Annotated in this window: 12 protein-coding genes; 4 read left to right on the top strand and 8 right to left on the bottom strand. The window is 60.1% G+C overall.

Features of this window, described 5'->3' with window-relative positions:
* Positions 1-738: 738 nt before the first annotated feature.
* Positions 739-1,506: an SDR family oxidoreductase gene (locus tag ACMXYJ_RS30645; RefSeq protein WP_056746308.1), complete on the top strand. Its 768-nt coding sequence runs from the start codon at positions 739-741 to the stop codon at positions 1,504-1,506.
* A 133-nt stretch (positions 1,507-1,639) separates the two neighbouring features.
* Here the strand turns inward: ACMXYJ_RS30645 and ACMXYJ_RS30640 are convergent, their stop codons facing one another.
* The 7 genes from ACMXYJ_RS30640 to ACMXYJ_RS30610 form a co-directional block, all read right to left on the bottom strand.
* Positions 1,640-2,773 (bottom strand): AGE family epimerase/isomerase, encoded by a 1,134-nt coding sequence (locus ACMXYJ_RS30640; RefSeq protein ID WP_415758134.1) that lies wholly within the window; start codon positions 2,771-2,773, stop codon positions 1,640-1,642.
* A 177-nt stretch (positions 2,774-2,950) separates the two neighbouring features.
* A complete protein-coding gene (locus tag ACMXYJ_RS30635) occupies positions 2,951-3,523 on the bottom strand; it encodes a HupE/UreJ family protein (RefSeq protein WP_415758133.1) in 573 nt (190 codons plus the stop codon).
* Between the two features lie 35 nt (positions 3,524-3,558).
* Positions 3,559-4,173, bottom strand: a complete 615-nt coding sequence (ureG, locus tag ACMXYJ_RS30630; protein ID WP_008157381.1) for an urease accessory protein UreG — start codon at positions 4,171-4,173, stop codon at positions 3,559-3,561.
* A 36-nt stretch (positions 4,174-4,209) separates the two neighbouring features.
* Entirely contained in the window at positions 4,210-4,884 is a 675-nt protein-coding gene (locus ACMXYJ_RS30625; RefSeq protein WP_415758132.1) for an urease accessory protein UreF, read from the bottom strand.
* On the bottom strand, positions 4,881-5,381 hold the full coding sequence (gene ureE, locus ACMXYJ_RS30620) for an urease accessory protein UreE (RefSeq protein ID WP_415758131.1): 501 nt from the start codon (positions 5,379-5,381) through the stop codon (positions 4,881-4,883). Before ureE ends, ACMXYJ_RS30625 begins: the two co-directional genes overlap by 4 nt.
* A 269-nt stretch (positions 5,382-5,650) precedes the next feature.
* The gene (locus tag ACMXYJ_RS30615) at positions 5,651-6,283 is read right to left on the bottom strand and encodes a TetR family transcriptional regulator (protein ID WP_046044801.1); all 633 of its coding nucleotides are present in this window, start codon (positions 6,281-6,283) and stop codon (positions 5,651-5,653) included.
* A gap of 156 nt (positions 6,284-6,439) precedes the next feature.
* Positions 6,440-7,036 (bottom strand): hypothetical protein, encoded by a 597-nt coding sequence (locus ACMXYJ_RS30610; protein WP_201183752.1) that lies wholly within the window; start codon positions 7,034-7,036, stop codon positions 6,440-6,442.
* A gap of 387 nt (positions 7,037-7,423) precedes the next feature.
* Here ACMXYJ_RS30610 and ACMXYJ_RS30605 point away from each other — a divergent pair, with 387 nt between their 5' ends.
* Entirely contained in the window at positions 7,424-9,499 is a 2,076-nt protein-coding gene (locus ACMXYJ_RS30605; protein ID WP_415758130.1) for an AsmA family protein, read from the top strand.
* Positions 9,500-9,637: 138 nt separating this feature from the next.
* On the opposite strand, the gene ACMXYJ_RS30600 is transcribed toward ACMXYJ_RS30605, so the two are convergent.
* The gene (locus ACMXYJ_RS30600) at positions 9,638-10,582 is read right to left on the bottom strand and encodes a LysR substrate-binding domain-containing protein (RefSeq protein ID WP_415758129.1); all 945 of its coding nucleotides are present in this window, start codon (positions 10,580-10,582) and stop codon (positions 9,638-9,640) included.
* A 110-nt stretch (positions 10,583-10,692) separates the two neighbouring features.
* On the opposite strand from ACMXYJ_RS30600, the gene ACMXYJ_RS30595 reads away from it, so the two are divergent.
* Both ACMXYJ_RS30595 and ACMXYJ_RS30590 read left to right on the top strand, forming a co-directional pair.
* Entirely contained in the window at positions 10,693-11,331 is a 639-nt protein-coding gene (locus tag ACMXYJ_RS30595) for an FMN-dependent NADH-azoreductase (RefSeq protein WP_415758128.1), read from the top strand.
* Complete coding sequence (locus ACMXYJ_RS30590) at positions 11,332-11,637, top strand: DMT family transporter (RefSeq protein WP_008157366.1); 306 nt, start codon at positions 11,332-11,334, stop codon at positions 11,635-11,637.
* The last annotated feature ends 32 nt before the right edge of the window (positions 11,638-11,669 follow it).

The raw sequence follows: 11,669 nt of genomic DNA, 5'->3' as shown, positions 1-11,669 counted from the left end.
CATCACAGTCACAAATGAGGTGACTGACCCACCGCTATCGCGAGCAAGCTCGCTCCCACAGGGTGTCTCTGTGTGCTTTCTGAAAATTGTGGAAAACAAATTTGCCAAGCTCTTAAAGCGCGACATAAAGCCGCTGCAAATAGTTGTTTTGTCACGGTTTTGACTTGTCCCCGTTTGCTGTGGAGCTGGCTGTGAATAACGTGGGAGTAGCTGGCTGAAAGCCTTTTAAACCGTGGCTTGCAGAGTTGTGGTTGTTTTTTTGACCAGGTGTTTTTGCGTGACCGCGAGCGGGCTTTGTCAACCTTTTTGTTGATGAGGAAAACGGGCCGAAACAGGGTGGAGCTGCCTGTGGATAAGTCTGTGGTTAAACTCTGGAAAGACTCGGCTGAAGGCCGTAGTTACTGGCTTGGCGCCATCGTCGGTATGACCGGTCAATCGTGCAAAATGCCATGGGCTACACACCCGGCGTTCCAGGGTCAAGCAAAAAAATTTCCAATTTGCCCGCAAAGCCTTGTGCACAGCGGCTTACAGCTTTTCCACTTGCCCCCGGAAACTGTGGACCGGCCTGTGGATAAGGTGCGCGCACATGGCTGAGAGCCACGGCGGGCAAGGCGCGGCAAGGTTTGATCGTTTTTTGTACAGCTCGTAAGGTAGTTGCCGCTGTGGGCAAGGCCGGGCATGCTGCCTGCTGATTTTCTATTCCAGTGGCTGTCGATCAGCCGAAGCAAGGAGAACACGATGTCCAACACCCTGTTTATTACCGGCGCGACCTCCGGTTTTGGTGAAGCCTGCGCCCGTCGTTTTGCCGAAGCCGGCTGGAAACTGGTGCTGACCGGCCGTCGTGAAGAACGCCTCAATGCGCTGTGTGCCGAGTTGTCGAAGCAGACCGAGGTTCATGGCCTGGTGCTCGACGTGCGTGATCGCAAGGCCATGGAGGAGGCAATCGCCAACCTGCCGCCGTCCTTCGCCAAACTGCGCGGTCTGATCAACAATGCCGGGCTGGCCCTGGGTGTTGACCCGGCGCCCAAGTGTGACCTCGACGATTGGGACACCATGGTCGACACCAACATCAAAGGCCTGATGTACAGCACTCGTCTGTTGTTGCCCCGCCTGATCGCTCACGGTCGTGGCGCCGGCATCGTCAACCTTGGTTCCATCGCCGGCAACTACCCGTACCCGGGCAGCCACGTGTATGGCGCGAGCAAGGCGTTCGTCAAACAGTTCTCCCTGAACCTGCGCTGCGACCTGCAAGGTACAGGCGTGCGCGTCAGCAATATCGAGCCGGGCCTGTGCGAAAGCGAGTTCTCACTGGTGCGTTTCGCTGGTGACCAGGAGCGTTACAACGCGACCTACGCCGGTGCCGAGCCGATCCAGCCGCAAGACATTGCCGACACCATTTTCTGGGTGCTCAATGCCCCGGCGCACATCAACATCAACAGTTTGGAGCTGATGCCGGTGAGCCAGACGTGGAGCGGGTTTGCGATTGAGCGCAATGCCAAGGCTTAAGACCGCGTAACGGCCATCGCGAGCAAGCTCGCTCCCACAGGTTTTGTGTTGATTTGCGATGATGCGAACAACACAAAACCTGTAGGAGCGAGCGGTGCGGCGACCCGACTTGCCCGCGAAGTCGATCTATCAATCAGCGCAGATAATCGGCTAATCCGCGATAGCAGGTTGCCAAGTGATAAGGCGTGGTCGACGGCATGTCCCGACGTGTCACATCACCGTTCTCATCACGACACTCATACCAGCCACCCGCATGCAGAGAGCGCTGCTGCAACGCCTGCAATTGGCGCAGCACCGCAGCCTCGCTGTGTGGCCGCAAGGTCAGGGCGCGCAGGTATTCAGCCTGAGCCCAGATTCGCTGCGTAGCGTCCCGAGGTGGGCTGTCCGGCTTCAGGTCAAGCATGGCCCGCACCGCACCGGTCTGTTGATCGACGCCCAGTTGTTCGGTGAACGCAAAGGCGCGTTCCAGAGAAGCGTGGAGTGTCGAACCGCGCAGCAACGAAGACGATTCCAGCAGGAAATACCACTCGAACTGATGCCCAGGTTCAAACCAGTTATCCACAGCGCCCAGCGGCTTTTCCATCAACACACTGTGTTGCGGGTCGATAAAGCGCTTCTGCATCGCTGTGCATAACTCGACGAGCGCGTCTTGCACGGCGACGTCTTTGCGCACCGACAGCGTGACGAGGAAGGCTTCGGCCAAGTGCATCAGGGGATTTTGCAGCGGCCCGGATTCGAGCGAGGACCAGTCACGGTCGAGGCTGGCTTCGTACAGGCCGTCGCCCGTGGCGAAGCGCTGCCCGACCACTTCCAGTACGGCGTTGAGCACTGATTCCACCAGCGGCTCGCGGACTTTGTCCCAGTATTGGGCGCAGGCGAACAGGATGAAGGCGTGGGTGTAGAGGTCTTTGCGCTGATCCAGCGGCGCACCCTGCGGGTCGACGCTGTAGAACCAGCCGCCATGCTCGGCGTCGTGGAAATGCTGCTGCAGGGAACGGAACAGCGCGGCGGCGCGCTCTTCGGCGGCCGGTACCTGGCCGATCAGGCTGGAAAACAGGTAAAGCTGCCGCGCGCAGGCCATGGCGCGATAGCGTTGAGGCGGCAGCGGTTGGTGCTCGGCGTCCAGCGCCTCATAGGGCAGCGCCATGTCGGCATTCCAGCCGGGGCCTTGCCAGAGCGGCACGATCACGTCCTGGAAATGCTGTTGCACCGAAGCAAACAGAGCGGTCAATTCAGGCTGGGAGGCGGAGCGGGAAACAGGCGGCATTGGCTGGCGTCGTCACGGCAGGGTTGATTGCGCGACATGTTAGCAGAGAGAACGCGTCGATCGTTCCCACGCTCTGCGTGGGAATGCCTCATTGGACGCTCCGCGTCCGCTTCGAAAGGGACGCGGAGCGTCCCGGGCTGCATTCCCACGCAGAGCGTGGGAACGATCATGGTCGGCTTAGCTCGCCAACAACCACACGCCTGTCGCCGCCGAGGCCGCACCCGCCAGTCGAACCAACGGCGCCGCCGCTTGCGGCAACACCCGCACCACGGCGTAACCCAATCCATGCAACGCAGCCGTCGCCGCTACAAAACCCGCCGCATACGCCCAAGGGCTGGACATCTGCGGCAACTCCAGACCATGCGCCACTCCGTGGAACAGCGCAAACAACGCGGTTGCCGCCACGGCGAGGCTCAACGGCGGACGCACTGCCAAAGCCACCGCCAGACCCAACGCCAGCACCGACGCCGCAATCCCGCTTTCCAGCGCCGGCAGGTTCAGCCCTTCAAACCCCAGCAACCCGCCGATCAGCATGATGCCGACGAATGTGCACGGCAGCGCCCAACGTGCAGCGCCTTTCTGCTGCGCAGCCCACAAACCGACCGCAACCATTGCCAGCAAGTGATCGAGGCCTCCGATCGGGTGGCTGATGCCGGCGATCAAACCGTTGTCGCCATGCCCCGGGTGGGCGAAGGCGATGGCCGGGGTCAGCAGCAGGGCCATGGCGCCCAGAATGCGTTTAAGTGTCATGGATAAGCTTCCTTGTTGATAAAAGTTAATCGTGTTCACGCCGCTGTCAGCAGGCCCTGGCGTTCGATGAAGGCGATGATTTCTTCCAGGCCGAGGCCGGTTTTCTGGTTGCTGAAAACGAACGGTTTGCCGTTGCGCATGCGCTTGGTGTCGCTGTCCATCAATTCCAGCGACGCACCCACCAATGGGGCGAGGTCGATTTTGTTGATCACCAGCAGGTCCGATTTGCAGATCCCCGGGCCGCCCTTGCGCGGCAGTTTGTCGCCGGCGGAGACGTCGATCACGTAGATGGTCAGGTCAGACAGTTCAGGGCTGAAGGTGGCAGACAGGTTGTCACCACCGGATTCCACAAGGATCAGGTCAAGCCCCGGAAAGCGGCGGTTCAGTTGGTCCACGGCTTCGAGGTTGATCGAAGCGTCTTCGCGGATCGCCGTGTGCGGGCAGCCGCCGGTTTCCACGCCGATGATCCTCTCCGGCGCCAGGGCTTCGTTGCGCACCAGAAAGTCGGCGTCTTCGCGGGTGTAGATGTCGTTAGTGACTACCGCCAGGTTGTAGCGATCGCGCAGCGCCAGGCACAGGGCCAAAGTCAGGGCAGTTTTGCCGGAACCGACCGGGCCGCCGATGCCGACGCGCAGAGGTTGTGTGTTCATGTGCTTCTCCAAAATAACAGGCCCAAAAAAAAGGCCCTAGGAACGGAACAGACGGCTGTACTGGCGCTCATGGGCCATGCACGCCAGGGACAGGCCGAAAGCAGCGCTGCCATAGTGTTCGGGATTGATTCGGGTGGCGTTCTGCTGAGCCTCTTGCAGCAGCGGAAGCAACTGGCTGGTCAGGCGTTGAGCGGCTTGTTGGCCCAACGGCAGGGTTTTCATCAACACGGCCAATTGGTTTTCCAGCCAACTCCAGAGCCACGCCGCCAGCGCGTCCTGCGGGCTGATGCTCCAAGCGCGAGCGGCCAGTGCCCAGCCGAGGGCCAGGTGCGGCTCGGGGCGTTGTTCAAGAAAGGCGCGGGCCGGCGCATCAAGCTCAGGCAATCCGTTGAGCAGTTGCTGCAACGAATAGCCCATCTGCCGGCTCTCCTGATGCAGCTCGCGGGTTTCCCGGCTGGCGCGATGTTCTTCGCAGCGTTGCAGCAATTCGCCCCAGTTTTCTTCTGCCGCGGCCACGCAATGGGCGAGCAATAGCGGCGCTTCGAAACGCGCCAGGTTCAGCAGCAACTGATCGCTGATCCAGCGACGGGCGCTGTCAGGATCATTCACCCGGCCGTTATCCACAGCCATTTCCAGGCCTTGGGAATAGCTGTAGCCGCCAATCGGCAACTGCGGACTGGCCAGGCGCAACAGCGCCCAGGCTGGGTTCATAGCCGCACGCCGAATTGGTGCAGTTTCGGCGGGTAGTTAAAGTCTTCGTCGCCGTGGCGTGAATGGTGATGGCCACCGCCATAGGCGCCGTGTTCCGGCTGGAACGGTGCTTCGATGTTCTCGACCCTGGCATCAAGCTGTTCGAGCATGGCCTTGAGCACGTAGTCGTCGAGCAGGCGCAACCAGCCATCGCCCACTTGCAGGGCGACGTGGCGGTTGCCGAGGTGATAGGCCGCGCGGGTCAGTTCGAAAGCATTGGCGCAGGTGACGTGCAGCAGTTGTTCGGCCCGGGCGCAGACGCGCACGATGCGCCCGTCTTCAGCTTGCAGGCACTCGCCGTCGTACAGCGGTGGCTGGCCGCGCTCCAAAAACAACCCGACGTCTTCACCCTCGGCACTGAAACAGCGCAAACGGCTTTTGCTCCGGGCTTCGAAGGTCAGGTGCAACTCGGCGGCCCAGACGGGTTGAGGGTCGATTCTGCGATGAATCACCAGCATCGGAAGGCTTCCAGCAATGGACAATGCTTAGGCTAGAGCAAGGGGCTTGCCAATCGGGTGATACGTAGGAAATGCCTGTCGGAGCTCAGTGGGTATTTCTGGATGTCGCAGAATTTTGAGCGGAGGTGGTGCGTGGATGTTTGAGTCGCACCGAATTGATGCGTTGATTGGTTTTTTGTGGGAGCGAGCTTGCTCGCGATAGCGGAATGTCAGTCACCTCAAATGCTGGCTGCACTGACGCTATCGCGAGCAAGCTCGCTCCCACAGGGTTATTCGGTGCTGCCCAAGCCTTGCCAGTGTTTGAGGCCAATAAAGATAAAGCGTAATTGCTGGGTGATTTTCGCCTGCGGCGTCAGATGCTCGGGCAGCGCCTGTGCCGGCGGATCAATGATGTCCGGCAAGGTTGCGAACACGCTTTTAACAATCAGATCAGCCATGACGCTCAGGCCGGCGATGTCCAGGTGCTGCAGTTTCGGCATCAAGGACAAGTCGGCCGCCAGGTCCGAGCTGATATCTTCGCGCAAACGGCCGATGGCCAGCCGCACTGGCAGCGAACCGCCGTACTGCTCGCGAGCGAGAAACAGGAACTGCGATCGATTGGCCGTGACCACGTCGAGAAAGATCCGCACCGAGGCGTCGATGATGCCGCCCATGACGAACTCGTTGTGGCGCACCAGGCGAATGGTTTCGCGGAAGGTTTGACCGACTTCACTCACCAGCACCAGTCCCAGTTCATCCATATCGGCGAAATGCCGGTAGAAACCGGTGGGCACGATCCCGGCGGTTCTAGCGACTTCGCGCAGGCTCAGGCTGCCGAATCCTCGGCCGCATTCCATCAAGTGGCGGGCAGCGTCCATCAGGGCGTTGCGGGTCTGTTGTTTCTGTTCGGCGCGGGGCAGCATCGCAAGGGTGTTTTCTGGATAAGTCAGCGGCGCACTCTAGCAAATCGGCTTTGCCGGCGTCGAATGACTATCGGAGGATCAAGCGGGGAAGTGAGGCATCTAAAACGTCAAAAGCCCAATCCGGGGATTGGGCTTTTTTTCAGGGCCACCATGGGCTCAGCTCAAAGCGCTGTTGCGTTCGATGACACGGTCACCACCACCTTCAGCGAGGGTTTGACCTTGTGGGGTGCGATCGGAACCATCAGCAGCCAGGGTTTGACCTTGTGGAGTGCGATCGGAACCATCAGCAGCGAGAGTTTGACCTTGTGGGGTGCGATCGGAACCATCAGCAGCCAGGGTTTGACCTTGTGGAGTGCGATCGGAACCGTCAGCAGCCAAGGTTTGACCTTGTGGAGTGCGATCGGAACCGTCAGCAGCCAGGGTTTGACCCTGTGGAGTGCGATCAGAACCGTCAGCAGCCAGGGTTTGGCCCTGTGGAGTGCGATCAGAACCGTCAGCAGCCAGGGTTTGGCCCTGTGGAGTGCGATCAGAACCATCAGCAGCCAGGGTTTGACCTTGTGGAGTGCGGTCCGAGCCATCCTGGGTGATCAGGCCTTTTTCTTTCAGGCGATCATTACCACCTTCGGCGACGGTTTGGCTGAACACCGAGTGGGTGGATTTCACTTGCGGCGTGGCCTGGTCAGCAGCCGGCAGGGCAAAAGCAGTGCTGGCCAGCATTGAAAGGGTAAGGCTAAGCAGTAATTGGCGTTTCATGATTGGGTGCTCCGTGGGAGGGCGATAAAGTGGGTACGAGGGCAATGCTACTCTCGATAAGTCGATATAAAAGTTCATAAACGCAATGGTAATAATCAACGGAATTGATTGTTCCGTTGAGCCGCTCTAAATCGGGCGTTTCCGGCGGACGTTTTTGCACTGGAGTGGGTATTTTCGACTCACTTGCGCCTTGCAAAAGTGCGGGGGCGGTAACGCTGATTTGAGGGCGCAATGTGACGCCGACCGATTATTTGAACGTTAAGCGGCATTTCGGTTAAACCTGCGCGCCATTTCCAAGTCCTAGACTCCATGGCAGGCCGGTTCTGGCCTAACGTTTCAAGCGTGCGTCGCAGTCAGGGCGCTCAGTCGTATCAGGAGCCCTGTGCAATGACGCGCACTCGTAAAGTTTTTGTCTGGACCCTCGCCAGCCTTGTTGTCCTGCTGGCCGTACTGGTTCTGATCATCGCGTTCTTCGATTGGAACCGGATCAAACCACCGCTTAACGCCAAAGTTTCCGAAGAGCTGCATCGCCCGTTCGCCATCAACGGCAACCTTGCGGTGGTCTGGCAGCGCGAACCCGATGAGGGCGGTTGGCGCGCGTGGGTGCCGTGGCCGCATGTCGTGGCGGAGGACCTGAGCCTGGGGAACCCGGACTGGTCGAAGAAGCCGCAGATGGTCACCCTCAAGCGTGTCGAGTTGCGCATCTCGCCCTTGGCCTTGTTGGCTCAGCGCGTGGTGATCCCGCGTGTTGACCTGACCGAACCGAATGCCGACCTCCAGCGCCTTGCCGATGGTCGCGCCAACTGGACCTTCAAATTCGATCCGAAAGACCCGAACGCAGAGCCTTCAAGCTGGGTGGTGGACATCGGTGCGATCGGCTTCGACAAAGGCCACGTTATCCTCGACGACCAGAGCCTGAAGACTCAGCTCGACTTGATCATCGACCCGTTGGGCAAACCGATACCGTTCAGTGACATCGTCGGTGACAAAGCCGCGAAAACCGCGTCGGAGAAGGGCGCTGCGCCGCAGGATTACGCGTTCGCACTGAAGGTCAAAGGCCAATACCACGACCAGAAACTCGCGGGCGAAGGCAAGATCGGCGGCCTGCTGGCCTTGCAGGACGCGGCCAGACCGTTCCCGCTTCAGGCACAAGTGAAAATCGCTGACACCAGCGTCGAACTGGCCGGCACCCTTACCGATCCACTGAACCTCGGCGCTCTGGATTTGCGCCTGAAACTGGCCGGCGCCAGCCTGGGCAATCTCTACCCGCTGACCGGCGTGACCCTGCCGGACACACCGCCGTACGAGACGGACGGGCATTTGATCGCCAAGCTGCATGAAGCGGACGGCGCGGTTTTCCGTTACGAAGAATTCAACGGCAAGATCGGTCAGAGCGACATCCATGGCAGCCTGGCCTATGTCGCCAGCCAACCGCGTCCGAAGCTGAGCGGATCGCTGGTTTCCAATCAACTGCTGTTTGCCGACCTGGCCCCGCTGATCGGTGCCGATTCCAACGCCAAGCAAAAGGCCCGTGGCGGCGAAAGCAAGCAGCCAGCAGACAAGGTATTGCCGGTCGAAGAGTTCAAAACCGAGCGCTGGCGCGATATGGACGCTGACGTCGAGTTCACTGGTAAGCGCATCGTCCACAGCGAAAAACTGCCGTTCAACGATCTCTACACCCACCTGATACTCACTGACGGCGTGCTCAGCCTTGAACCTCTGCGCTTCGGCGTGGCCGGCGGCAACCTGGAGGCTCAGATACGACTCAATGGCCGAACCGAACCGTTGGAAGGCCGGGCCAAGCTCACCGCACGCAAGTTCAAACTCAAGCAGTTGTTCCCGACCTTTGAGCCGATGAAAACCAGTTTCGGCGAGCTCAATGGCGATGCCGACATCACCGGTCGTGGCAACTCGGTGGCCAAACTGCTGGGCAGCGCCAATGGCAATCTGAAAATGCTGATCAACGACGGCGCCATCAGCCGCGAGTTGATGGAGCTGGCCGGGCTCAACGTCGGCAACTATGTGGTTGGCAGAATCTTTGGCGACAAGGAAGTGAAGATCAACTGCGCTGCCGCCGACTTCGATATCAAGACGGGACTGGCGACCACGCGTCTGTTCGTCTTCGATACTGAAAACGCGATTATCTACATTGATGGCACTGCCAACATGGCGACTGAGCAACTGGACCTGACCATCACCCCGGAATCCAAGGGCTGGCGGTTGATCTCGCTGCGTTCGCCGTTGTACGTGCGGGGCAAGTTCATCAAGCCTGATGCGGGTGTGAAGGCTGTGCCGCTGATACTGCGCGGGGCGGGGATGGTGGCGTTGGGTGTGATTGCCGCACCGGCGGCGGGGTTGCTGGCGCTGGTGGCGCCGAGCGGTGGCGAACCGAATCAGTGCGCTCCGTTACTGGAGCAGATGAAGGCCGGCAAGGCGCCCGTGACCGTCAAACCAACCAAGTAATTAGTTGGTGTCTGTTATGACGCCATCGCGAGCAAGCTCGCTCCCACAGGTACAGTGATCTCCTGTGGGAGCGAGCTTGTTCCGGGCGACGATCCGACGATGGCGGTTCAGCAGGCGCTACATATTTTTCAGGATGTCTCACCTTGGAATACGTTCTCCCGTAGGCCGCGATTTTGGCAATAGCCCAGACAACGCAGCTTCCTCCTGCAACCACGTAAAAAACGCCCGGACCGGCGGATGCCGTTCGCGCCCCGGAACGCACAGTGCAGCGTAACCGGCACCATCGACCTGAACCTTCCCCTTGTAAGCCACCAGCAAACCACTGGCCACGCTCTCGGACACCAGAATGTTGCTCGCCAGCACCAGGCCTTGCCCAGCAATCGCCGCTTGCAGGGCGTAATGCTCTTCGTCGTATTCACGGATTGCTGGCTTCCCCGGGAGCCAGGTCTCGCCGGACTGTGCGCACCAGGCTTCCCAGCCGTGGGCGTACAGTTTGGAGTTGTGCCAGCGCACGCTGATCAGCGTTGGCACTCGGCTGGCGGCCAGGGCGACTTGCTCCGGCGAACCATAGACGCCGAAGGATTCATCGAACAGACACAGGCCATAAAGATTCGGGTAATCATCGAGGCTATAGCGCACGACCAGATCGACGCTGGCGTCCTGATGCAAATCGATGACTTCGCAATGGGTATCGAGCCGCAGGCTGATGTTCGGGTGCCGGGCGTAGAACCGGCCCAGCCGCGGCACCAGCCACAACGCGGCGAAAGCCGCGGTCGTGGAGATCGTCAGGCTCGCGCCGCTGCGTTGCGGGCGCAAGGTATCGACGCTTTGCGCCACTTCCAGCAAGGCACCGTGCAAGCTGTGGAACAACCGTTCACCGCAGTCCGTCAGGCGAACTTGCCGTGGCAGTCGTTCGAACAGCGGCACACCGAGCCAGGTCTCCAGCGAGCGGATCTGATGGGAAACCGCTGTCGGCGTCACCGAGAGTTCTTCGGCGGCAGCCTTGAAGCTCAGCAGGCGCGAGGCGGATTCAAAGGCGCGCAGGGCGGTCAGCGGCAGCGAGGCAAACATTGAAAACTCCATGGATGAAATCAATTCATCCAGACTGATTTTTGTTCATTTGAAGAGGGGCGGCTACGCGCTTCAAGCTGCAAGCCACAAGCAGTTTGAGTTTAGTCCTTCAGGAGATTCAGATGAGCACAATTCTTGCCGTGCATGCCAGCCCCCGTGGCGACCGTTCTCACTCCCGGCGCTTGGCCGAGGTGTTTCTTTCAGCCTGGCAAGCGGCCAATCCGCGTTCGCACCTGACCCGTCGCGAAGTCGGTCGAGCGTTGATTCCGCCGGTCAACGAGGCTTTTGTGGCCGCCGCGTTTTACCCCGAGCCCGATGCGAGACCGCTGTCGATGCAGGCCGACCTGGCGTTCAGCGATGAACTGGTGGGCGAGTTACTCGGTCACGATTTGTTGGTGATCTCCACGCCGATGCACAACTTCAGCGTGCCCAGCGGCCTCAAGGCCTGGATCGATCAGATTGTGCGGTTGGGGTTGACCTTCAATCACACCCTGGACAATGGCGTCGCTCAATACGAGCCGCTGGTGCAGGGCAAAAAGGCGTTGATCGTCACCAGTCGCGGCGGGTTCGGTTTCGGGCCCGGTGGAGAACTTGAGGCGATGAACCATGCCGATCCGTTGTTGCGAACGGCGTTGGGGTTCATCGGCATCACCGACATCACGGTCGTGGCCGCCGAAGGTGAAGAGTCCGAGGCGCGCACCTTCCAGATCTCCGCCGCCGAGGCCGAGCAGCGTTTGCTGGCGCTGGCCAGGGAGTTCTAGATGGCCTGGCTGTTTTTGCTGATTGCCGCCGGCTTCGAAGTCACCTTCGCCATGGGCATGAAGTACGCCGAGGGCTTCACCCGGCTCTGGCCGTCGATGATCACCGTGGTGGCTGCGGTGGGCGGGATCTACTTCCTGACCCTGGCCATGCGCGAGTTGCCGGTGAGCATCGCTTACCCGATCTGGACCGCCATCGGCTCACTGGGCACGGTGTTTCTCGGGTTTGCGTTGCTCGGTGAAAGCCTGACGGCGGTCAAACTGGTGTCGGTCGGATTGATCGTGGCGGGGGTGGTGGGGCTGAAGTAGGGCGCAATGTCATAGACTGGTCGTCGAGTTGT

Origin of the sequence: Pseudomonas arabinosi (genome assembly GCF_047758675.1) — a bacterium.
Lineage (GTDB): Bacteria > Pseudomonadota > Gammaproteobacteria > Pseudomonadales > Pseudomonadaceae > Aquipseudomonas > Aquipseudomonas arabinosi.
Note: the sequence above shows the minus strand (reverse complement) of the source record. Positions and strands in the feature narration are given on the sequence as shown.

Bases quoted from the DNA above. Each gene is read 5' to 3' on its own strand.
- ACMXYJ_RS30645 (WP_056746308.1), top strand. From the start codon at position 739: ATGTCCAACACCCTGTTTATTACCGGCGCGACCTCCGGTTTTGGTGAA.
- ACMXYJ_RS30640 (WP_415758134.1), bottom strand. From the start codon at position 2,773: ATGCCGCCTGTTTCCCGCTCCGCCTCCCAGCCTGAATTGACCGCTCTG.
- ACMXYJ_RS30635 (WP_415758133.1), bottom strand. From the start codon at position 3,523: ATGACACTTAAACGCATTCTGGGCGCCATGGCCCTGCTGCTGACCCCG.
- ureG (WP_008157381.1), bottom strand. From the start codon at position 4,173: ATGAACACACAACCTCTGCGCGTCGGCATCGGCGGCCCGGTCGGTTCC.
- ACMXYJ_RS30625 (WP_415758132.1), bottom strand. From the start codon at position 4,884: ATGAACCCAGCCTGGGCGCTGTTGCGCCTGGCCAGTCCGCAGTTGCCG.
- ureE (WP_415758131.1), bottom strand. From the start codon at position 5,381: ATGCTGGTGATTCATCGCAGAATCGACCCTCAACCCGTCTGGGCCGCC.
- ACMXYJ_RS30615 (WP_046044801.1), bottom strand. From the start codon at position 6,283: ATGCTGCCCCGCGCCGAACAGAAACAACAGACCCGCAACGCCCTGATG.
- ACMXYJ_RS30610 (WP_201183752.1), bottom strand. From the start codon at position 7,036: ATGAAACGCCAATTACTGCTTAGCCTTACCCTTTCAATGCTGGCCAGC.
- ACMXYJ_RS30605 (WP_415758130.1), top strand. From the start codon at position 7,424: ATGACGCGCACTCGTAAAGTTTTTGTCTGGACCCTCGCCAGCCTTGTT.
- ACMXYJ_RS30600 (WP_415758129.1), bottom strand. From the start codon at position 10,582: ATGGAGTTTTCAATGTTTGCCTCGCTGCCGCTGACCGCCCTGCGCGCC.
- ACMXYJ_RS30595 (WP_415758128.1), top strand. From the start codon at position 10,693: ATGAGCACAATTCTTGCCGTGCATGCCAGCCCCCGTGGCGACCGTTCT.
- ACMXYJ_RS30590 (WP_008157366.1), top strand. From the start codon at position 11,332: ATGGCCTGGCTGTTTTTGCTGATTGCCGCCGGCTTCGAAGTCACCTTC.